The organism is Paenibacillus sp. H1-7 (genome assembly GCF_022354825.1).
Taxonomy (GTDB): Bacteria; Bacillota; Bacilli; order Paenibacillales; family NBRC-103111; genus Paenibacillus_S.
This window is the reverse complement of record NZ_CP031168.1, coordinates 5,167,162-5,189,493: the sequence shown is the minus strand read 5'-3', so window position 1 is coordinate 5,189,493 and position 22,332 is coordinate 5,167,162. Positions and strand designations below refer to the sequence as shown.

General features: G+C 48.5%; 22 protein-coding genes. 17 read left to right on the top strand and 5 right to left on the bottom strand.

The window, feature by feature from the left end; all coding sequences use genetic code 11:
* Positions 1 to 25: 25 nt before the first annotated feature.
* Entirely contained in the window at positions 26 to 742 is a 717-nt protein-coding gene (gene cuyB / locus DVH26_RS22900; protein WP_239625789.1) for a cysteate racemase, read from the bottom strand.
* Positions 743 to 990: 248 nt separating this feature from the next.
* Between cuyB and DVH26_RS22895 the strand changes: the two genes are divergently transcribed.
* From DVH26_RS22895 to DVH26_RS22885, 3 genes are all read left to right on the top strand, one after another.
* The gene (locus DVH26_RS22895; RefSeq protein ID WP_239625786.1) at positions 991 to 1,470 is read left to right on the top strand and encodes a DUF6530 family protein; all 480 of its coding nucleotides are present in this window, start codon (positions 991 to 993) and stop codon (positions 1,468 to 1,470) included.
* 202 nt (positions 1,471 to 1,672) lie between these two features.
* Positions 1,673 to 2,776 carry an AAA family ATPase gene (locus DVH26_RS22890; RefSeq protein WP_239625784.1) on the top strand — a complete coding sequence of 368 codons (1,104 nt, stop codon included), beginning with the start codon at positions 1,673 to 1,675 and terminating at the stop codon, positions 2,774 to 2,776.
* An 11-nt stretch (positions 2,777 to 2,787) separates the two neighbouring features.
* On the top strand, positions 2,788 to 3,885 hold the full coding sequence (locus DVH26_RS22885) for a vWA domain-containing protein (protein ID WP_239625782.1): 1,098 nt from the start codon (positions 2,788 to 2,790) through the stop codon (positions 3,883 to 3,885).
* A 288-nt stretch (positions 3,886 to 4,173) separates the two neighbouring features.
* Here the strand turns inward: DVH26_RS22885 and DVH26_RS22880 are convergent, their stop codons facing one another.
* Positions 4,174 to 5,373, bottom strand: coding sequence for an ROK family transcriptional regulator (locus DVH26_RS22880; protein WP_239625780.1), 1,200 nt, complete (start codon positions 5,371 to 5,373; stop codon positions 4,174 to 4,176).
* 181 nt (positions 5,374 to 5,554) lie between these two features.
* Here DVH26_RS22880 and DVH26_RS22875 point away from each other — a divergent pair, with 181 nt between their 5' ends.
* From DVH26_RS22875 to DVH26_RS22835, 9 genes are all read left to right on the top strand, one after another.
* Positions 5,555 to 6,007 carry an RbsD/FucU family protein gene (locus DVH26_RS22875; RefSeq protein ID WP_239625777.1) on the top strand — a complete coding sequence of 151 codons (453 nt, stop codon included), beginning with the start codon at positions 5,555 to 5,557 and terminating at the stop codon, positions 6,005 to 6,007.
* Positions 6,004 to 7,053 (top strand): aldo/keto reductase, encoded by a 1,050-nt coding sequence (locus DVH26_RS22870; RefSeq protein ID WP_239625775.1) that lies wholly within the window; start codon positions 6,004 to 6,006, stop codon positions 7,051 to 7,053. Before DVH26_RS22875 ends, DVH26_RS22870 begins: the two co-directional genes overlap by 4 nt.
* 85 nt (positions 7,054 to 7,138) lie before the next feature.
* A complete protein-coding gene (locus DVH26_RS22865) occupies positions 7,139 to 7,930 on the top strand; it encodes a sugar phosphate isomerase/epimerase family protein (protein ID WP_239625773.1) in 792 nt (263 codons plus the stop codon).
* A gap of 15 nt (positions 7,931 to 7,945) precedes the next feature.
* A complete protein-coding gene (locus tag DVH26_RS22860) occupies positions 7,946 to 8,914 on the top strand; it encodes a Gfo/Idh/MocA family protein (protein WP_239625771.1) in 969 nt (322 codons plus the stop codon).
* Positions 8,915 to 8,943: 29 nt separating this feature from the next.
* Positions 8,944 to 9,906 carry an ABC transporter permease gene (locus DVH26_RS22855; protein WP_239625768.1) on the top strand — a complete coding sequence of 321 codons (963 nt, stop codon included), beginning with the start codon at positions 8,944 to 8,946 and terminating at the stop codon, positions 9,904 to 9,906.
* A 17-nt stretch (positions 9,907 to 9,923) separates the two neighbouring features.
* Positions 9,924 to 10,817 carry a carbohydrate ABC transporter permease gene (locus DVH26_RS22850; RefSeq protein WP_239625766.1) on the top strand — a complete coding sequence of 298 codons (894 nt, stop codon included), beginning with the start codon at positions 9,924 to 9,926 and terminating at the stop codon, positions 10,815 to 10,817.
* 52 nt (positions 10,818 to 10,869) lie between these two features.
* Positions 10,870 to 12,534, top strand: coding sequence for a type 2 periplasmic-binding domain-containing protein (locus DVH26_RS22845; protein ID WP_239625764.1), 1,665 nt, complete (start codon positions 10,870 to 10,872; stop codon positions 12,532 to 12,534).
* A gap of 86 nt (positions 12,535 to 12,620) precedes the next feature.
* Positions 12,621 to 13,619, top strand: coding sequence for a hydroxyacid dehydrogenase (locus DVH26_RS22840; protein WP_239625762.1), 999 nt, complete (start codon positions 12,621 to 12,623; stop codon positions 13,617 to 13,619).
* A 210-nt stretch (positions 13,620 to 13,829) separates the two neighbouring features.
* Positions 13,830 to 14,627, top strand: coding sequence for a putative protein N(5)-glutamine methyltransferase (locus DVH26_RS22835; RefSeq protein ID WP_239625760.1), 798 nt, complete (start codon positions 13,830 to 13,832; stop codon positions 14,625 to 14,627).
* 65 nt (positions 14,628 to 14,692) lie between these two features.
* On the opposite strand, the gene DVH26_RS22830 is transcribed toward DVH26_RS22835, so the two are convergent.
* A complete protein-coding gene (locus DVH26_RS22830) occupies positions 14,693 to 15,433 on the bottom strand; it encodes a helix-turn-helix transcriptional regulator (RefSeq protein ID WP_239625758.1) in 741 nt (246 codons plus the stop codon).
* 302 nt (positions 15,434 to 15,735) lie between these two features.
* On the opposite strand from DVH26_RS22830, the gene DVH26_RS22825 reads away from it, so the two are divergent.
* On the top strand, positions 15,736 to 16,056 hold the full coding sequence (locus tag DVH26_RS22825; protein WP_239625756.1) for a hypothetical protein: 321 nt from the start codon (positions 15,736 to 15,738) through the stop codon (positions 16,054 to 16,056).
* A 53-nt stretch (positions 16,057 to 16,109) separates the two neighbouring features.
* A complete protein-coding gene (locus DVH26_RS22820) occupies positions 16,110 to 17,156 on the top strand; it encodes a DUF1835 domain-containing protein (RefSeq protein ID WP_239625753.1) in 1,047 nt (348 codons plus the stop codon).
* Between the two features lie 99 nt (positions 17,157 to 17,255).
* Here the strand turns inward: DVH26_RS22820 and DVH26_RS22815 are convergent, their stop codons facing one another.
* Both DVH26_RS22815 and DVH26_RS22810 read right to left on the bottom strand, forming a co-directional pair.
* Positions 17,256 to 17,555 carry a hypothetical protein gene (locus DVH26_RS22815; RefSeq protein ID WP_239625751.1) on the bottom strand — a complete coding sequence of 100 codons (300 nt, stop codon included), beginning with the start codon at positions 17,553 to 17,555 and terminating at the stop codon, positions 17,256 to 17,258.
* 529 nt (positions 17,556 to 18,084) lie between these two features.
* Positions 18,085 to 19,005, bottom strand: coding sequence for an AraC family transcriptional regulator (locus DVH26_RS22810; protein WP_239625748.1), 921 nt, complete (start codon positions 19,003 to 19,005; stop codon positions 18,085 to 18,087).
* A 185-nt stretch (positions 19,006 to 19,190) separates the two neighbouring features.
* Here DVH26_RS22810 and DVH26_RS22805 point away from each other — a divergent pair, with 185 nt between their 5' ends.
* The 3 genes from DVH26_RS22805 (at position 19,191) to DVH26_RS22795 (ending at position 22,228) form a co-directional block, all read left to right on the top strand.
* Positions 19,191 to 19,928 (top strand): SDR family oxidoreductase, encoded by a 738-nt coding sequence (locus DVH26_RS22805; RefSeq protein ID WP_239625745.1) that lies wholly within the window; start codon positions 19,191 to 19,193, stop codon positions 19,926 to 19,928.
* 257 nt (positions 19,929 to 20,185) lie between these two features.
* A complete protein-coding gene (locus DVH26_RS22800; RefSeq protein ID WP_239635461.1) occupies positions 20,186 to 20,644 on the top strand; it encodes a GrpB family protein in 459 nt (152 codons plus the stop codon).
* A 150-nt stretch (positions 20,645 to 20,794) separates the two neighbouring features.
* Positions 20,795 to 22,228 carry a DHA2 family efflux MFS transporter permease subunit gene (locus tag DVH26_RS22795; RefSeq protein WP_239625743.1) on the top strand — a complete coding sequence of 478 codons (1,434 nt, stop codon included), beginning with the start codon at positions 20,795 to 20,797 and terminating at the stop codon, positions 22,226 to 22,228.
* Positions 22,229 to 22,332: the final 104 nt, after the last annotated feature.

Below are 22,332 nucleotides of genomic sequence, written 5' to 3'. Positions count from 1 at the left end.
CCTTCAATAGGGATAGCCGGTTTCTTTATACAGATTTGCCGTAATATCGGCCAATCAACTTCTCTACAGTCACTTCTAGGGAATCAATATACGGCAGTTGCAAATCTTCTTTCGAAATCAGTATAGGCAGCTCTGAGCATGCGCCGATGATTGCTTCAGCCCCCATATCCCTAAGTTTATTGCAGCCCTCTAACAACTTCAATTTCAGCTCTTCATTCGTGTACCCAGCTTTAATTCCTTTCGGTCCATAAACGACGCTGTTAAAATACGTTTCCTGATGTGGATCGGAAAGGATAACCGTGCTCATTTTCCTTTTATTGAATTCTTTTTGCCAAAGACCTGATTTACAGGTACCTTCGGTGGCCAGAATCCCGATAGTTCTAGTATTCGGATACATAGAACATGTAAAGTCCGCCGTTTCTTTAATGATGTTAAATAATTGGGCGTGCTGCAGCGTTTCTCCAAGTTTATCGTAAAAATGATGCGCGGTTACGCAAGCAAGGACAATTACGGCAGCTCCACAACGTTCAAGTAATTTTACGGATCGTGCCAATTCGGGAAGCGGATCTTCGCCTTGATTTAATATGGCTTCTGTCCGATCGGGAATACGAGTATTATTATGAATTAGAATCTCTATATACTCTTGATCTTTTTTGACGGAGGATTTATTTATTAATTGTTGAAACATGGATGCCGTTGCATGTGAACCCATACCCCCAACAATGCCTAAAATCTCATTCATCCGTTACACTCGCTCTCGCTTTGGAGTTATTAACCCATTTATAATATACATATTAAATAATGAGTGGTTTCTCGACGGCATTTTTATGAGGGAAATTAGTCCATTTTTGCCTCGGATGCTCCTTACAAAGACATCGTAAGACAGTAAAGGATGACCTGAGTCCAACGGTTTGACTAATGATAAAATATAAGATATCATCAAATAATTAATTTAGTAGTTGACTAAATTAGTATAAGGAAGGAGATCCCATGAAAATACCTACTACCTTGAAACATAAACCTGTTATCGTCACGGAAAACTATGAGCAGGTAGACGGCAGGTTTTCCAATAATTCGGATGCGAAAGGGCTGTCGCTGGGGTTAGCCCAATGGAACGATAGAGGCAAGGTGGATATTTCCGCCAAAGTATGGAGATATACAGGGGAGAAATGGTCGAGACAGTCGGAGGAGCTGCCTCTGCATCGCGTTCTCGATTTGTCGATACTAATCTGCAGGACGATGGAGCATTTTCGTGAAGCCTATCGATACGACCATTTATATGATACGGAAAAGCCGGTTATCGACCGGATAGGATTGCAAGGGGACGCCATGACCGTTGCCGTTTGTACGGATAATGACAAAATCAATGAAGATATCAAGCTGTTCAGCCAGGCGTTAAGCGATGATGGAGAGATGATCGGCGAGCGGCTGCGGACGTTATCAAGAATTTTAAAGGAAATGGGATATTAGGCTATAAAATCGAAAAGAGACGGGGATAGTTCCTGTCTCTTTTTTCTTTTATACAGAAGCATGGTTTGACTATTCAAGAGATATGAGATATTATGATCGTAGTAAATTACTAATTTACTAAACTACTAATTATCAAGTTTTGAATCGATTACGCGATCTAATGGGATATTTCGGTCAATCGAATATTGTAAGGAGGAACACCATGAATACCAAGGAATATATACTGTCGCCTTCGAGGCAGTGGACGGATACAGAAAAAGACCAGATTTGGAAGAAGCCTGCCTCACATAAGGTTAGTGAAGAAGAACAACGCATAAGCAAGGAAGTAAAGAGAAACTGGAACCGCGGTGAGATGAAAATCGCCAACATTTTGCTGGAGGGTGACGCCGGATCCGGGAAAACCCAGCTTGCCAAAGCGTTGTCCGCCAATTTCGGGCTTCCGTATACGAAAGTGACTTGTTTTGCCGATATGGATAAATCGGATATTATCGGCGCTATTCTGCCGGTTATTTCCACCGAGAGATTAGAGAAGCTGGATTCAGCGGACCGAAGCGTTTTGCAAGCGTTGTATGAAAGCGACGGCTTTCAGAGCGCAAGGGAAGTCCTGATGGATGTGCTTGGGCTCACTCAGGAGGCTGCAGCTCTCAAGATGAAGCAGCTGCTGGAGAAGGCTGCGGAGCTTACTGAAGGTGATGCGGTGGAGTACCGGTTCTATCCGTCCGAAATCGTGAGAGCCTTTCAAAACGGTTATCTTCTGGAAATCCAGGAGCCTAACGTGATTCGCGATGCCGCGGTGTTAATGGCGCTGAACTCGGCCATGGAGCTGGACGGCAGCATCAACCTTCCTACAGAAATCATCCGCAGACATCCGGACTTCATAGCCGTCATTACGACTAACCGGAGCTATGCAGGGGCAAGGCCGCTGAACGAAGCGCTGCGTGACAGGGTTCAGCATTCGGAGAAGATGGACCTTCCTGCCAAAGAGGTCAGGATCGAACGGGCAATGGCGAAGACCGGCTGCACAAACGAGCTGGTTTTGAACCTTTTTGCAGAAGCTATTATCATTCTGGACAAAACAGCTCGGGCTCATGCAATCAAAGGCGTGGCGGGCATGCGTTCCTACTTCTATTGGGTGGATGCGTTCGAAGGAGGTGCTCCAGCTGCAGAAGCTCTATATTACAAGGTCATCTACAAGATTACGACCGATTCAGAGGAAGTCCAGATCCTCGAAGGTGCGCTGAAAGCTCATGGTTTGTTGGATAAGATCGATGAGATGGAGGCCGGGGTAAAAAAAAACGAGTTTTAGATACGGCGGAAATGAAAATATGGGGAACTATCGATGAATCGAACGAGGATGCTTCTGATCATGATGAAGACGAGATGGGCATCGCATTTACGAAGTCGGCGGATAGTGAGGAGAGCTCCAGTGACCGCAGCCCCGAAGATTCCGATGTAATGGAAAGCTCGGAGCAGGGGGAGAAGGGTCTGCCGAAGGTTCATCAAGCCAATCCCGAGCCTATGCCGGAGGATGTGAAGCGGCAAGAACGGGAGTTCCGGAAAAGCCTTAATCGGGAAGCGCGGGATATTGCAGCCGATTCGATTCATAAGAATGTGAAGCTCATCGTTCACCGTCCGGAGTACACTCCGGATCATCAGCAGGAATATATCGCCCTGAGCAAGGAGCTGCTGCCAGTTGTTCAGGAGATTGCTAGAAAAACGCTGCCGCTGCTGGAGCATGAGATTTCCTCCGAGTTTGCCGGAAGTCATTACTATGGAACCAAATTTCAAGCGGCAAGCGTGGCTTACCGGGATTACAAAACCTTTGCCAAAAAACGGCCGCCGACGGAGGCTCCCTCCCTTGTGGTTGGTCTGAGAATTGATGAATCGGCATCGATGGCCGCATTCGGAAGGCTGGAGGCAGCAAAGCGTGCGGTAATCGCGGTATATGAATTTTGTCAAATATGTCATATTCCCGTGTTGATCTATGGGGATACCGCCGATGTGTCCAGGATAGAGCAAATGTCGCTATTTGCTTATGCCGATTACAAAAAGCCGGACCCGAGCGACCGGTTCAGGTTAATGGACATTCGTGCAAGAAGCAACAACCGCGATGGAATGGCGCTTAGAATCTTGGCTGAGAAATTAGCGGCTGCTCCGCAGGAGACCAAGCTATTGATCAGCTTAAGCGACGGACAGCCCAAGGCGATGGACGATTATACCGGAACGGTTGCGGCCCAAGATATGCAGCAAACCATAATGGAGTATGAACGGAAGGGAGTTATATGTCTAGCCGCAGCTATTGGCCAGGACAAGGAAGTCATTCAGCTTATCTATGGGAATGAGAGATTTTTGGATATTACGAATCTGAAGGAGCTCCCGGCAAAGCTGGTTCGAATGATAGCGCGGCATTTGTAAGCTTAGAAAGCATGAAGAGTTAGTTTGACGTGAGCAGGCAGGTGTGAATACAGTTAATTTAAAAGTTGACAATGGGAAGGGAAAGGGATCATCTCGATGCCAAGAAGGGCATTCGGATGATCCTTTTCCCTTTCATTAGGAATTACTGTGCCAAGCTCGTGCACGTTCTTTCATTTCCTCTACAAAGGAGCGCTTATTGTTTCAAGTTTCAACAATAGTTGGAATCAAGAAAATGCATAACTAGACTGTATTCATTTATCAACATTAGGAAAAAACAGAGCCTTATCATTAATTGAAAAAAGACAGGGAAATGTTCTTGTCGAACGCAAAATTCGCCGCTCCAAGCGCACCTCCAATATCCATTAGCTGTGAGGAGCTTACTATGGTATCGACCGACAGCTGGCGCATTGCCCGCTGCCGCATGGTTTTGGTAGCGGTCTCCACAAACAGAGGGCTGGCATTCGGGATCGTTCCGCCTAGAATAATCGCTTCGGGATTGAACGTATTCAATAAATTACCCATGGCAATCCCGAGATAGGAGGCGGCCTTCTTAATCACTTGCGCTGCGTAAGCGTCCCCGGCTTCGGCCGCAGCACAGACATCCTGCGCCTTAACAAACTGTAAATCCATCGATTCATCAGGCAATAGAAACGTATGTTCGTTAGTGCGCATCAGCTTGCGGAATTCCCGCTCGATCGCAGGACCTGCGGACAAGGTCTGTAGGCAGCCCTGATTGCCGCAGGGGCATAACGGGCCTTCTGGTTCTATAGTCGTATGCCCGATTTCTCCGGCTCCTCCCATGGATCCGGACATCAGCTGCCGATCAATGTACAAGCCGGCGGCAATTCCCATGCCAACGCCGATATAGATGGAATTGTGATAGGACTGGCCTGCGCCATAACGGCATTCTGCCAATCCGCGTGCGCGATGCCGGTTTACGACGACCGTCGGCCATCCGGTTGCTTTCTCCATCATCTCGGCGACTTCAACGTTGTGCCAGTCCAAATCGGCGGCACTGCGAATGATGCTGTGCTTGCCGTCCACCAGGCCCGGTACGCCCAAGCCGAGCAAAGGTACAGGCGCGAGGTCCAAGCTCTTCGCAAATGATAATATCTCATTAGCTAGTGTGCTGAACGTAATCTCCGGCTCGAAGGAGTAAACGGGAATTTTTGTCGTCTTGATCGGATTGCCCAGCAGGTCGAAAGCTCCAAGCGTCCATGCTTTATTATCCAAATCCGCTCCTAGCATCACGGTCGAATGTGCAACCAAATCCAGTGATGTAGCCGGGCGTCCTTTGGTCGTCATACGGCTGTCGGTTTCGTATACCAGTCCGTTTTCCATCAGCTCTGCTATGGAGATCGAAATCGTGGCTCTGCTGAGTCCGGTCAATCTTGTCAAATCAATTCGCGACATGCGGCCGTGAAGCCGCAGCGTTTGCAGAATGGCAAGCTTGCTGCCTTTTTGATCTCTCATCTCCAATTGACTCATCTTCAGCACCCTAGAGTTTAGTTTAATTTTAGTAATAATAAGTTGTTTCATAATAACATAATTACAGGGTTCCCCCATAAAATAGAATAGCTTAATTAAAATATTTACAAAAATCACCTGCTGAACGAATGATGCCGGTGTAAACGAAAGCAGCTATCCTGCTTAAGGAGGTCCCACGAGAATGTTGAGAGGAATACCGCCGATCATTTCTCCGCAGCTGATGCAGGCTTTGATGGAAATGGGCCATGGGGACGAAATCGTCTTGGCAGACGGTAATTTTCCGGCTGTTACTTTGGCCAAACGATTGATTCGAAGCGATGGACACCGAATTACGGATGTGCTTGGAGCCATTATGCCTTTTTTTCCGCTGGATTACGCAGTGGAACGCCCGGCAGCAGTGATGTCGTTGGGGGAAAAAGACCGTCAGCCGGATGTATGGGAGCAGTACCGCACCCTGATTCGTTCCAGCCAACCGGATTTCGTTGATTTTGACTATGTGGAGCGGTTCGCCTTTTACAGCAGAGCGAAGGAGGCTTTTGCCGTTATTGCGACCAGCGACGAGGCGTATAAGGGCAATTTGATTTTGAAAAAAGGCGTGATCCGAACTCCCTCCATAAAGGAGGCGGAACGATGAAAGTACGGACACTTGGAGCTACGGATCTGAAGCTGGGCGTTCTCGGCATGGGGTGCTGGCAATACGGCGGAGGAGCTTATTGGGGGGACCAGTCTCAGAAGGACGTGGATGAAGTCGTACATAAGGCTTTGGACATCGGGATCAATTATTTCGATACGGCGGAAATCTATAATGATGGGGAAAGTGAAATATCGCTCGGGATTGCGCTTAAGGGGCGCCGTCACGAGGCTGTTATCGGCAGCAAGATCAATACGGCGAATGCGCGACCGGATTTGCTGAGGAAGGGCTGCGAGGCAAGTCTAAAGCGTCTGCAGACCGACTATATCGACCTGTATATGCTGCATTGGCCGATATCGCCGTTGGCGATTCGACATTTTACGACAAATCCCGGATTGATTGCGAGCCCGCCAACCGTCGAAGAGGTATTCTATACGCTCCGGGAGCTGCAGAAGGAAGGGAAAATTCGCCATATCGGGATCAGCAATCACGGGGTTGCACAAATGGAGGAGGTGCGTGCGACCGGAGTGAAAGCAGCAGCCAACGAGCTGCCGTATAACTTGATATCGCGGGCGATCGAGGAGACCATCCTTCCATATTGCCAGAAGCATCAAATGGGTGTAATCGGCTACATGCCTTTGCAGCAGGGCGTATTAACCGGCAAATACGCCGATCTGGCGGATGTGAAGCCCATGCAGGCAAGGTCCAGACACTTCCATCACAGCAGGGGGCAAGGAACCCGCCATGGAGAGGTAGGAGCCGAAGCGGAAATCAATAACGTGCTGAAGGAAGTGCAGACGATAGCTCGTGAGCTGGACCTCCACATGATTGTGCTATGCCTGGCTTGGGCAATTACTAACAGTGCCATTGCCACGACTATTGTCGGGTCGCGCAACGTGGAGCAGCTGGAGCTGAATGCGCAGGCGGCGTCCGTGGAGCTGAGTCGAGATGTTATGGAGAGGCTGAACCGGGTTAGCGAACCGGTGCTTCGCAAGCTTGGGCCTAGTCCTGATTATTATGAAAACAGGAACCATAATCGGATCCGGTAAAGCCCGTAAGGAAATAAGTGGATATTATGATTGTTGACTCAGACTCATAAGAAAAAATATCAAAAAAGCAAAGGATGTGCTCACCATGGCAGATCAATCCGTTTTATTCTCTGTGTTCACGAAGCCTTGGAAAACCTTATCCGTCTGGGATTTGTGCAAATTCGTTAAGGAACTCGGCTGCGACGGTGTCGAGTTTCCGCTGCGCGACGGCTTCCAAGTCGATCCGGCGAACGCCCATCAGCTTCCGAAGCTTGCAGAGCAATTCGCCGACCACGGGCTAAGCATTTTCAGTGTGGCAAGCGGTACAGACGAGCGAGTGTTTGCCGGTTGTGCGGAGGCGGGAATTCCGATGATCCGGATTATGCCTACGATATCGCCGGAGCTTGGTTATGTAGCTTCCGAGAAGCGGGAACGCGAGAAATTGGAAGCGCTTATCCCACTGTGCGAAAAGTATGGGGTGAAGGTTGGGGTACAGCAGCACTATGGCAATTTCGTCACCGATTCTACGGGGATGCTGCATTTGCTCGACGGACTACCGCCTGAATGCATAGGAGCGATCTGGGATTGCGCCCATGATGCTCTGGCCGGACAGCAGCCGGAATACGGCCTGGATATCATTTGGCCTCACTTAGCCATGGTGAATTTGAAGAACGCTTATTATCACCGGTTGAACGGGCCTGAAGCGCAGAACGCCGAATGGAAGCGATACTTTACGTCCGGGCGTCAGGGACTCGCATCTTGGCCAAGGGTTGCGGCTTATCTGCTGCAGCGCAATTACAGCGGAGTCGTATGCTTGTCGGCGGAATACACGAACGATAAGGACGTGGACCGGCTGATTCGAGAAGACATGGATTACGCGAAGTCATTATTCGCTTAAAGGAGGAACTGCAATATGACGGACAAAATCAGAATAGCCATTATTGGCGCCGGCCGAATGGCCAATTCGGTGCACTACCCGTCGCTGGCTTATATGGATGACGTGGAAATAGCCGGGGTATGCGATCTGAATCCATTAGCGCTGCAGCAAACGGCAGATCAATACGGAATTGAAAACAGGTATAGCGACTACCGTTTAATGGTAGAAGAAGTCAAGCCGCAAGCCGTCTATGTGATCGGTCAGCCGCATCTCATGTACGACATATGGGTATGGTGCTTGGAGCAGGGATTAAACCTGTACATTGAGAAGCCTTTGGGTATTACGATACATCAAGCAAGATCGTTAGCCCACTTGGCTGAAAAGAACGGCTGCATCACCCAAGTCAGCTTTCAGCGTCGCAGCTCACCGATGGTCACGAAGCTTCGAGAGGAATGCTTGCAGCGAGGCCCGATTACGCACGCAGTATGCCGATTTTACAAATCCGAGATCAAGCCATACCTTCATGCCAGAGACCGGATGATGGACGATACGGTGCACTCCATCGACACGGTGCGCTGGATGTGCGGCGGTGAAGTCGTCCATGTGGAAAGCATGACCAAACGGGTTCAGGTGCCGGATATCAACTTCATTTCGGCTACGCTCCACTTTGACAACGGCTCGACGGGCTACCTGATCAATAGCTGGTCCAGCGGACGCCGTATTTTTTTCGTTGAAATGCATGCTCCCAACATTTGCGTAGAGGCCGAGCATGAGACCAAAGGCTTCCTATACGCCGATGGAGATACCCAAGGAATCGAATACGATGCCCGGGAAATGGCGGGGGGCCAGGAGCTGTTCCAGTACGGAGGATTTCTTGCGAAGCATCAGGAATTCATCCGCTGCTTGAAGTCGGGGACATTGCCTTCCTCCCACTTCGGTGACGCATTGAAGACGATGGAGGTAGCGGAGACTATTCTTGCGCAAGCGATGCTCGCCGGCAGATAAATGTTCTATTCCCGTAGGAGGTGGCACCAATGGAAACGGCAAGTACGAAGCAATTGTCCCATGCGGTTCCTATGAGCAGACACAGAAAATTGCTGCGGGACATGGGGAGGGTCTGGCAGCTATATTTGCTGATGGCGCTCCCGTTTGCTTTTATCATTATATTCAAATACGTTCCGATGTACGGAGCTCAAATTGCATTTAAGAACTTCGTCGCAAGCAAAGGAATCTGGGGGAGCAGCTGGGTCGGCTTCGATCATTTTGTCCGCTTCTTTGAATCCTACGAGTTTTGGAACATTATGTGGAACACGATTGCCCTCAGCTTCTATCAGCTGGCTGCAGGCTTTCCGTTTCCGATCCTGCTGGCTTTGAGCCTGAACTACGTCATGCATGAGAGGTTTAAGAAGACGGTTCAGATGGTTACTTACGCACCGCACTTTATTTCGGTCGTTGTCATGGTCGGCATCATCTTTCAGGTGCTTGATCCGCGAATCGGGATTGTTAATGTAATCATCTCCTGGTTCGGATTTGACCCTGTGAACTGGATAGGCGAGGCATCGTACTTCCGCAGCATTTATGTGTGGTCGGGCGTATGGCAGAACGTAGGCTTCAGCTGCATTATTTATTTGGCGGCGCTGGCAAGCATCGATCCTTCTCTTCATGAGGCTGCGGTTGTAGACGGGGCTTCCAAGCTTCGCAGAATCTGGCATATCGATATTCCCGGCATCTTACCCATCGCGATTATTCTCCTTATTCTGGATGTCGGCCGGATGCTGGAGATCGGTTTTGAAAAAGCATTCCTGATGCAAAATCCGCTCAACCTGCGGACATCCGAGATTGTGGATACGTACGTGTATAAGGTTGGCTTGGCTTCGAATATTGTCAATTTCTCTTATTCGAGCGCGATTGGATTGTTTAAGAATATCATCAATCTCATCCTGCTGATCTCCGTGAACCGGCTTGCCAAAAAAATCGGCCAGAGCAGTCTGTGGTAGGGTAGGGGGAATGACGCATGCATCGTAACATAAGAGAAGCTACCGGTGACAAAGTATTTAACATAGTTAACTATACGATATTATCAATATTTTTCTTATCCATGCTGTATCCGCTAATATATATTGTCAGCGCTTCCTTCAGCTCCTCGGAGGCGGTAATTTCCGGCAGAGTTTGGCTGTGGCCTGTGGATCCGGGGCTTAAAGGGTACGAGGCGGTGTTCAACAACAAAGCGGTATGGACCGGATTCGCCAATTCACTGTTCTACACGGTAGTAGGCACGATAATCAATGTCGTGCTGACGTTAATGGCGGCTTACCCGCTGGCGCGAAGAGATTTCATTGGAAGAAACCTGATCATGTTTATTTTTGTATTCACCATCATGTTCTCCGGCGGCCTGATTCCCAACTATTTGCTGGTAAAGGATTTAGGCTTGCTGGATACGAGATGGGCTATGATCATCCCTTCTGCCCTCAGCGTATTTAATGTGATCATTACGCGCACTTACTTTCAGACGAATATCCCTAATGAGATGCTCGAGGCTGCACAGGTGGACGGTTCAACCGACTGGCAGTTTCTCACCCGGATTGTCCTGCCGTTGTCCGGTCCGATAGTAGCGGTTATCTCTCTATTTTATGCGGTCAATCATTGGAACTCCTATTTCAGCGCTTTATTGTACTTGAAGGACCGGGAATTATATCCGCTGCAGCTGGTGCTTCGCAGCATCTTGATCCAGAATCAAATCGATCCGAGCATGGTAATGAGTGAAGAGGATTTGGTTGCCAGACAGGGCTTGGCGGACCTGCTTAAATACTCGCTGATCGTAGTTGCTACCGTGCCCGTGCTGGTGATATATCCGTTTGTGCAAAAGCATTTTGTTAAAGGGGTGATGATCGGATCCATTAAAGGGTAAGCGGCAACGGTCTTAAGGGTGAGTGAGCATTTGATTATGGGAGGTCAAGACCATGCGAAAAAGGATAGTGCTGTTGTGGACGATCGTCTTTTGTCTCTCGTTACTGCTGTCAGCGTGCACGTCGGATCCCGGTGAAACAGCCAAGGAGGGTGAGAACAAACAAAGTCCGACGGCAAACAAAGTGAATCCGCCCGGCCAATTTCCCATCGTAAATGAGAAAATAAAGCTGAAGGTGCTTGTCCGCGGCAACAGTCTGGTGGAGAACTTCAACACGAACGGCTATACGAAATGGCTCGAGAATAAGACGAATGTCCAGGTGGAATGGATCGTTACGGATGAGAAGAACTATCTGGAGCAGCTGAACCTGGTGCTGTCAAGCGGCGATCTGCCGGATGTCATCCTGAACATGGGGATCTCTCCCGAGCAGCAGATGGTGTACGGAGAACAGGGAGTGTTCGTCTCCTTTACCGACTTGATTGAGAAGTACGGACCGAATACGAAGAAAATATTCCAGGAAATGCCGGAGGTCAAGGATGCGGTAACGGCGCCAGGGAATAAAGTTTATAGCTTGCCGTATGTCAACGAATGCTATCACTGCTCGATGAATTTTAAAATGTATGTGTATAAGCCATGGCTCGATAAGCTCGGATTAAAGGAGCCTGCAACGCTTGACGAGTTCTATCAAATGCTCAAGGCATTTAAGGAGAAGGATCCGAACGGCAACGGCAAGCCGGATGAGCTGGCGCTGGCTGGAGCTACCGGGACGAGAACTCTCATCGATCCTTTTATTATGAATTCGTTTATTTATGACGACGGTATGAAACGGATGATCGTCAATGGCGGTAAAATCGATGTCGTATACAACAAGCCCGAATGGAAAGCGGGACTGCAATATTTAAATAAGCTATATAAAGAAGGGTTGATTGCTCCGCAATCCTTCACTCAGGACGACGCAGGACTTAAGAAAATCGCGGAAAATCCGGATATTGCCATCGCAGGGGCTATGCCGGCGCATTCGCCGTCAACCATTACGATCGTTGAAGGACCGAGCGGCAGATGGCTCGATTACCAGCCTATAGCTCCGCTCAAGGGACCTTCGGGCAAGCAGACCGCGTTCTGGAATCCATATGACAAAATCCGCTCGGGAAACTTCATTATGACCAACACCAATAAGTACCCGGAAGCAACGATGCGCTGGGCGGATGTGATGTATGATTTCGAAGCCAATCTATACTCCAACTTCGGGGTGGAAAACTCGTCATGGTCTTGGCCTCAACCGGGTGATCTGGGCAGGGACGGTCAGCCTGCGAAATACCGGCTGCTCATTCCATTCGGCCGGGTACAGAATGAGGGCTGGGCCCAATACGGCTTGAACTACCGGACGGATAAGGATTGGTATGCAGGTCAGGCGGTGCTGAAGCTGCCGGATAAAGAAAAAATGTACTACGACATTACGAAGAAAAATTATGAACCGTTCAAGCCGGATATCAAGACGCTGGTTCCGCCGTTATTCTTCCCGCCAAGCGATTCCCAGGTGCTCGCCGAGCTGGACAAAACGATCAACGACTACGTGAAAACCATGATCGCCCGATTCGTGACAGGGGATGCGGATATCGAGAAGGAATGGAACAACTACGTGAGTACGCTTGATAAGATGAACCTTAAAAAGTACTTGGAGATTTACCAAAAAGCCTATGATGCGCAGCAGAAGAAATAGAATTTGATAAGGAGACCGGGGTAGATGGAGCAATCCGTCTGCCTCGGCATTTTCCTCCTGACGGAGATGAGGAGATGGAAGCAAGTATGCGTACCATTTTAGTGCAAATACCTAATAATCAGATCAGCGCTTTCTTGACGGAGGAGACGAAAGCCCAGCTGCAGTCTCTGGGACATATTGAATGGAACCCGTATGACCGCGCCTTCACCAAGGAAGAGCTTGCGGCCAGAGTGAAGGGAGCGCATATCGTCATCACAACCTGGAGAACTTGTCCGCTGGACGACGAGGTGCTGGAGCATGCAGAGCAGTTGGAGCTCGTTGCGCATATGGCCGGCTCCATTCGCCCGGTGCTGCCGACAACGAAGGTGTACGACCGCGGAATCCGCGTGCTTAACAGCAACTATGCTATTGCCGTATCCGTGAGCGAATCGGTGCTGGCGCTTATTCTTGCGTTGGGCCATCGGATTATCGGGGTTCATGAAATTATGAGCACTGGCGGAAACGCCAAGCTGCCGGCATTGGAAACGTATGAGCTGCGAGGAAAGACGGTCGGTTTGGTCGGTCTGGGCATGGTGGCGCGAGAAGTCATCAAGCTGCTGCAGCCGTTCGGTGTTAGCATCCTCGGCTATGATCCGTTCCTGTCGGAGGAAAAAGCCGCCGAGCTGGGGGTTCGGCTAGCCTCGCTGCACGAGCTGCTGTCATCGTCAGATATTATCTCTTTACATGCGCCGAAGGTGCCGGAAACGTATCGGATGATCGGGGTGAAGGAGCTGTCCCTGATTCAGGACGGCGCGATGCTGATCAACACGGCCCGAGGCGATCTGATCGACGAAGATGCGCTGCTTGCGGAGCTTCGCAAGAACCGGTTTCTGGCCGGGGTGGATGTATTCTCCGTAGAGCCTCTTCCTCCGGACAGCGAATTCAGGCGGCTCGGTAATGTGATAGCCAGACCTCACCTTGCCGGAGTCAATCCGGACTCACGACTACGGATCGGCACAATGATGGTGGAGGAGATCAGGCGATTCTATGCTGGAGAACCGCTTGCCTTCGAGGTGAAGCGGGAGCAGCTGGCCATTATGACGTAGGAATGATGGAGTGTTATATTAAAAGGAGGCCGCATTAGCGGCTTTTTTGTTTTGAATCATGCTCGTGAAACCAATATAATAAGGTGAATTATGGAAATGAAGGATGCTGCCGCCGGGACAGTTTAACTATAAGAATTTTTGACATATAAGTCCTCTAACGCTTCCATGTAAACTGGTTTTAGTAAATCTTCATGTAAAGAAGGATGATATGTGGAATATCGCGAAATAGGAAGCAGCGTTTGGGACACAATCGTATGGAAGCTTCGGGCCGCCGGATGTGTTTTTGCTGAGGATGAGGCTCGCTTGTTAATAGCTGCATCACAGAATTATACCGAATTAGCCAACCTAGTGGATCGGAGGGCTGCCGGTTTTCCTCTGGAACACATAATCGGCTGGACGGAATTTTGCGGATTGCGAATTGAGTTGGATCCGGGGGTATTCGTGCCCCGTCAGCGAACCGAGTTTCTTGCTAGACAGGCCATATCTCTTACTCAACCGGGAGACGTAGTGGTCGATCTGTGCTGTGGTTCTGGAGCTTTGGGTGCTGCCTTATCCGCATCGGTGGAAGGGATTGCACTGTATGCAGTTGATATCGATCCTGCTGCAGTGTATTGCGCTCGTCGAAACATTCCCATAGACAGAGGCTTGGTATATGAAGGGGATCTCTTTGAGCCTCTGCCTGCTCAGCTTGCTAATCGGGTCAACGTAATGATTGCCAATGCTCCTTACGTTCCGACGGAATCGATACAATTCATGCCGGCGGAGGCTCGCGTCCACGAGGCTAGAATCGCCCTTGATGGAGGAGCTGACGGACTGGATGTTCAACGAAGAATCGTGGCGGAGGCTCCTCAATGGCTTGCAAAAGGAGGGTTGCTGCTAGTGGAGACCAGCGAGAAGCAGGCACCGCTAACTGCCGAACTATTTACACAAAATGGATTGCTCCCCAAGTGGGTTCATTCTGATGAAATGGACGCTAACGTCATCATCGGAATTCTGTCGGACAATTGAAGCTGAGAAGCTATCCAACAGGCAAAGGAAGAACGGCTTGAGATCGATTTCTCACAAATAAGAATTCAGCTTCGAAACTTTCTTGGGGATAAGCCTGTCTTTGACTGGAAGAAACGTGAAAAATTATAAATATCGGAAAAGCCGCAGCTGCTCGCAATGTCCGTAATACTGAGAGTAGACATGCGCAAAAGGGTTTTGGCCGTTTCCAGCCTGCAGCGCTGCAGATAAGAGTAGGGCGTAATTCCGCGTTCCTGTTTAAAGATGCGGATGAAATGATCGGTCGTAAGAGACAGGCTTTTGGCCAGCTCGCTCATATCATACGGGTGCTGCGGCTGCTGTTGAAACATGCGGCATAGTTCATCTATCGGTTTCGTATATGCGCCGGAGGATACGGGGGCTTTCGATTGATACTCCGTAATAAGCGCTCGCAGCCATATTTCCATTTGCTCCAGGTTATTTCTTTCTTCGGCTGCACGAAAGCGATGAAACAGCTCTAGCACGAAATGAAAATGATCAAAATGGCGATGCTCGGGCAGGTCACTCAGTATTTCCGGATTGCGCAAGGTGAAATCAATGTAGCGGACATCCAGGCTGGCATGCTCGCTTTGAAAAGCATCGACCTCACTCTTATAATTGATAAAAAATACATCTCCGACACTTAAACGGTAGCAGTTATCGCCGAGCTTCATTTGACCTTCTCCGCCCCAAATACTCCACAGGGTAAACCCCGGATGGCAGCCGGCGGGAACATTCCATTTCCATTCTGGCACACAGTGCTTACCGTGATGCATTGATACGATATCCATAAGCTTCACTCCGAAATGAAAATATCGATTATTCATAAAATACACTGAGATGCCGACATTTGCAACTTAATTTATCAATCCGCACAAGACTAACATTCATGCAATGTATACTGTAGGGGTAGTCCGGAAGATTACGCTAGGCTATCAACATATTCTTTCCAATAGAATGATAGTATAACAGGTTGACCCTATTGAAATGGTTAACCTGTTTTTCATTTTATGCAATGTGAAAAGGGGATACCTATCCTGGTATCGAATAATGTTGTTAGACAATTTTTTGACAGTTGCGAGCAGGTGGTTATATGATTCGTGGAATCATTTACATGGTATTATTGATTCTCTTTGTTGCAGGTCTGGCAGTGTACTACTTAAAGCTTTTCCCGAAAACTAAAACAAAGGGTCTGCTTCTTGAAAAGGAAATTGAAACATTCCAAGGGATGAATGGAAATAAAGTAACGGTAGTATACCTGACTTTCTTATGTCAACAAGGGGAAAAAAGGCTGCAATTGCTTGACCCTGCTGATGCGGATCAATATATAGAAGGGGATCGAGGCGAACTTATTTATCGCGGCGGATTTGTTCTAAGTTTTACACCTGAAAAGCCACCTCGGATAGAACGGTGATCTGAAATTGTGCAATCAATTAGAACTAACTTAATGAGAGGAAGGCATAGAAATTGAATAAGCGGGTTGAAATGCAGAAGGCGATCAATGGACTTTCTTTGAACGATGCAAGACAGGTTCTGACAATGATTAAGCTGCAATTGGATCTCGTTGAAAGGAACAAGAATGCAAACATAGATCTGTACAAAAACTTGAGGGATATCTACGGCAAGCTTCTAGTTCCAGATAACAAAATATCACGATGGATACCGGATGCCGCCACCACGAAGCTACATATTGTATTCGGCGATTCTTTAGCCGGAAGTCTGAAATTTGCGATTCAGCAGCTGGGATATGAGGATACAAACAAGATTATATGTTTTCGTGAGCAATTTGCTATTGGTCCCCTATGGCAGCTTCATGAGGAATCGGGACAAGCAGAGAGAGGCGGATGGTTCAGAGATCATATTAACTTTGGGGATGACGAGGCGGATTATGATTTTGCTGCTATTCATCAAAGTATAACGGAGCAAATGGCCCCTATTCCGGCTGAAGTTTCCATAGTTATATGGAGCGGTAAAAATGCTCACGAACAAGTAGGTTTACGGTATGCTCTTTATTTGTTGAGGAACAGTCCCAATAAAATAGTTCTATTTGATGCTGCGGAAGCTTGCCAACGAAGGTTTAACACTGCGGATCGTTATATCGACTATTTGCATGCAGGAGAAATCCCCCCCGAGAAGCTTCAAGCCGTTTGGGGAGAAATCGGGGAAAATGGGGCTATCGCATGGGAAACAAGGCGTAGACTTGAGCAGGAATGGTTAGAGTTCGCCAATCAGCATGAGGTGTTACGCATATGGGATGGAGATCGAGTCCTTAATGTGGATGAGCATCATTTCGATTCTTATTTGCTAGAGACCGTCGAGAAGCTGCACTCCTACAAGACAAATAACGATTTTATTAAGGCGGCAAGGGTAATAGGCGAGGCGCTCGGATATTGCGATCAATACGTTGGTGACAGCTATTTGGAATACCGGCTGCGGCAGCTTATTTACAACGGATTCTTGGAAATCAAAGGCGTTCCGCGAGCAATGAGGTTTTACAGCGTAAGGCGTAGATGAGGGTGTTTCGGTTACCAACGGAAAAGTTAGACGCGGCACCGAGGATGTCAGTAGCCGCGTTACATCTGCAGCGTAAAAATAATTGGAGCGGGTCACAGATTAAAGAGGATTGTTGTCCTTCATGAACGTCTTGGCCAAGCTCTCGGCATTCCGGTCCCTTGTATGAGGATCCTCGTAATCTTCCAGAACATCGATAAGATATTCTTCTCCAGGCTTGAACGCTCGGAATATGAACTGCTCCTTATTTACTATGCGTACTTCGTGACCGCAGTCTTGAAGGCACTTCTCAAAGTCTTGCAAGGTCGGCTCCTGATGTTCCTCCAAATAAATAAGTCCTCTAAGCAGCCGCGTTCCCGTCTTGTTAATAATTTTAAAATGGACGATATGCTCTTGTTTCATTTCTTTATTCCTCCATTAAGCAGTAGACCTTGATATAATCATTTCATTGTACATTAAAGCACATCTACAGACTGTGATTTTTGTTACAGGCAAATCCCAATATAGGGTATCCCTGTTACAGGGAAGAAGACAACGATTTACGATTTTTCAAATTATTCGGTTAAACACTAGAGACCAATGGATGGGTAAACAATGGATTGGATGGTAAAGTGGCTTCCTTTGGTGGGAGTACTGATACTTTATAATTTCTTGATAAGAATGTTCTTACACTTCAGATTTAAAGAGATTTCCGCGAGAAGCAGGAATCTAATCATATCAATTGGATTTTTACTCATTATCTACTTATACGCCTGCCAGCTTTGTATATGTTATTAGAAGCGAGTCCAAACAGGAAAATTTGCCTGTAACAATAGAAGGTCAATCCTTTGATGAAGGATGTTGATCGAAGAAAAGAGATCGAACTGCGGCTGATCTACCTGAGAAAAATAGGTTTAAAGCTTTTGCCGATTCAACAGATCCAAGGTCAGGCTCAAGAGCTTGAACCTGCCATAGACCCGCGAATCTCTTGAACATCCAGCCTCGGCGGACGTCCGTACATACGGGCGTATTCCCGGCTGAACTGGGACGGGCTCTCGTAGCCTACGCGAAAGGCGGCATCGGAGACCTGCACGGTTTCCGTCAGCATTAAGCGCCGGGCTTCCTGCAAGCGCACGGTTTTCTGGTATTGCAGCGGGCTCATCGCCGTGACGCGCTTGAAATGCTTGTGAAACGCCGACGTACTCATATTGACAGACTTGGCAAGCTGCTCAATGACGAGCGGGCGATCGTATTGCCGGTTAATCAGCTGGATCGCTTGAGCTATATTATGTGCATGGCTGCCGTTGACAGCGAATGGATGAATGAGCGATCCTTGATCGCTTTGAAGCACCCTGTACAGAATTTCGCGGATGATGAGCGGCGCAAGTACCGGAATGTCGTCAGGTGTGTTTAGCAATCGCATAAGCCGCACAATGGCTTCGAGTAATGCGGGAGTTGTCCTGTTCACGGTAATACCGCGGGCGGCTTCCGCTTGAACGGTATCGGGGCGGTTCATCTCTTTCACGATGTCCAGAATCACGTCGGTGTCGAAGCTCAGCTTCAAGCTTAAATACGGGATGTCCGGCGTTGCCTCTACGATCCTGCCCACAATAGGTAATTCGACGGATGTGACCAGGTAGGTTGAAGGATCGTAGCGGTAGATTTCATCAGCCAGTGTGGCCGTCTTGGCACCTTGAGCCACTACGCAAATGGATGGCTTATATACGGATTCCAGCGGTTCTGACAGTTGTGTGGCACGCATCAGCATTAGAGATGGCACGGAAGTGGGGTGCGTACCGTCCGATGGAGCGAAGCGTTCTATCAAGATTGCAAGCTGCTGCAAAGCCTGCCCCATTCGCATTGATTCGTCCATCTATATCAGCTTCTTTCCGGAAAGATTGTCAAAGTTCCTTTTATTATAACGAGACAGAAGAGAATTAGGCAAGAATTGAACAGGTATGTTCTAACGGAGTTCAGCAAACCTTTACTATAATGAGTTTACAAGGCCGAACACGATAGAAGCCTTTCGGCCAGTCTCGAATAAAGGAGAGAATAGAAATGAGCTTACATGGAAAAGTCGCCATAGTCACTGGAGCGTCACGGGGTATCGGACGACAAATAGCGATCCAATTAGCGCAATCCGGCGCAAAGGTAGTTGTCAATTATGCATCGAATTCAGGAAAAGCCGATGAGGCTGTGAACATGATTGAGCAAGCCGGAGGCGAGGCGGCAGCCATCCGCGCCGATATGAGCAGGGTGAGCGAAGTCGAAATGTTGTTCACCAAGACGCTCGAGCGCTTTGGCCGATTGGACATTCTCGTTAACAATGCCGGCATCATGGAATGTACGGCTATAGCGGACGTGACGGAGGAGATGTTTGACCGGCAGTTCGCAGTCAACGTGAAGGGTACTTATTTCGCTTGCCAGCAAGCTATGAAGCATATGGCACATGGCGGGACGATCATCAACTTCTCGACCTCCGTATCGGGGGCGATGATCCCGACATACAGCGTCTATGCAGCTACGAAAGGTGCGGTCGAGCAGCTAACCCGCCAATTGGCGAAGGAATTCGGACCTAAGGATATTATCATCAACTGCATAGCGCCCGGGCAAGTATCAACCGAGTTGTTCTTGAACGGCAAATCGGAGGAGCTGATTGATTCGTACCGCCGAATGAATTCGTTCGGAAGACTTGGTGAGCCGGAGGACATCGCGAATGCAATCGAGCTGCTAGTTAGCGACAAAGCCCGTTGGATCACAGGACAAACGATTCGCGTAAACGGCGGCTTCAACTAATATCACGTACTATAAAGGGATGGACGGTCAACGGTGAACTGTTGACGGTTCATCCCTGTTTTTTTGCTGTCCCAATCCCTTTGCGCTATCTCAATTTGTGATTGACACTATTCCTTCACTTTTATATGATGGTGGAATGCCCTGAAAAGAACGAAAAGGATATGTCCACTAAGGAGGTTTATAGGATGAATGTTGTTGTAACGGAAACGGAATACAGTGATAATTGGGTGCAAAACTATATCGAATAGTCTCAGCAAATAAGAAGCATTTTCGGCCAGGAGCTAGTTGACATTCATCACATCGGCAGCACTTCGGTGCCAGGGTTAAAGGCGAAACCGATCATTGATATTATGCCGGTTGTAAAAGATATTAAACAAGTGGATTCATTCAATGAACAAATGAGAAGCCTTGGTTACGAATGTATGGGAGAGTTTGGCATGTCAGGAAGGAGATATTTCCGTAAAGGCGGAGACAACCGGACACATCAAGTGCATGTGTTTCAAGCCGATAACGAGGAAGATATTACGCGCCACTTGGCCGTGAGAGATTATCTCCGGACTCATTCCGACGACACGCAGCGATATGGAGAGTTGAAGGAAAGCCTCGCAAGACAATTCCCAAGAGACATAGAAGCTTATATGGACGGCAAGGATACATTCGTGAAAGAGCTAGAGACAAAAGCGCTGAATTGGTATAACGTGAGCAAGGATAGCTAACGTTAACCCGTTGCGTAAATCTTTTTTTACAAATAAAACATGTTCATAGTATTGACATAAATAACTGTTACGATTATTGTAACAGTTAGAGAGGCGATAACTAAATCGCTAATATATAGAGATTTTTCAGGAGAGGGAAGTGGAAACTACATGAAGCAATACAACACGCGAGCCATTATGGCGTCGCTGCTCATCTGCGGCTTCGTTGGCATGTTCAGCGAGACGGCACTCAACATCGCGATCAGTAATCTAATGGACGTGTTCCATATTTCTGCCGCGACCGCACAGTGGTTAACGACAGGCTTTCTGTTAACGCTCGGCATTCTGATGCCGATGACGGGGCTGCTGCTGCAATGGTTTACAACAAGGCAATTGTTCATCGTCTCCCTGGCGAGCTCCATCGTCGGCACGCTGATCGCGGCGCTGGCGTACAATTTTGAATTGTTAATGGTAGCTCGGGTATTGCAGGCGATCGGAATGGGCTTGCTAATTCCGCTCATGTTCAATACGATCCTCGTGGTCTACTCGCCGGAGAAGCGCGGAGCGGCAATGGGCTTCGTCGGTCTCGTCATTATGTTCGCACCGGCTACTGGACCTACGGTAGCGGGGCTACTGATTGAATATTTATCTTGGCATTATATCTTCTGGCTCTCGCTGCCGTTCCTGCTGTTAGGACTGTTCGTGGGACTGAAGTATTTGGAGAATGTTACCGAGGTCACGAAGCCTCGCATCGATCTGTTGTCCATTGTATTGTCGACAATCGGCTTTGGCGGTGTCGTATTCGGCTTCAGTAAAGCGGGTGAAGGGGACGGAGGCTGGACCAGTCCGGTTGTGGTTGCATCCATTGTTATTGGGATGATCGCGCTTGTAATGTTCGCGTTGCGGCAAATCTATATGAAAGAGCCGATGATGAATTTACGCGTATTCAAGTACCCGATGTTCATCGTGGGATTGTTTATGGTATTGTCCTGTATGATGATCATCTTGTCGAGCATGATTATTTTACCGATGTATTTGCAAAACGGCATGAAGCTGTCCGCGTTCGCTGCCGGACTCATGCTGCTGCCAGGCAGTGCGCTGAACGGAATTCTATCGCCGCGGATGGGTCGCTTGTTTGACAAGTATGGTCCGAAGTGGCTCGTTATTCCCGGCCTCTTCATCGTCGCGGCTACGCTTTGGTTTTTCTCCGGCATTACGCTGGCTTCCTCCATCACTTTGATTGTGGCCTTGCATATTTGCCTCATGGTCGGCATCTCGATGGTTTGGATGCCGGCGCAGACGAACGGCCTGAACCAGCTGCCGCCGGAGCTGTACCCGCACGGCACAGCGGTGATGAACACGCTGCAGCAGGTCGCTGGAGCTATCGGCACAGCGGTAGCGATTAGCATCCTTACTAAGGGTATGGAAAAGTACTTGGAGGGATCTTCCGCACCGAACGAGCCGGTAGAGATGGCCAATGCGATGACATTCGCTTCTCAGAATGTGTTCTTCTTCGCGATGGTTGTAACGGTTATCGGTCTGACCATAGCATTCTTTATCCGCCGCGTCGTAGTCAACCGTGCGGCAATGGGTGCAATGCACTAATAATATAAGCTTTACTCGAGGGAGCCCTAGGGCTCCCTATTTTGCTGCTTATAATGACCTGCGGTTGAAGTTTTTTTCGGAGAGACTTGGTTAGCATGGGGCAT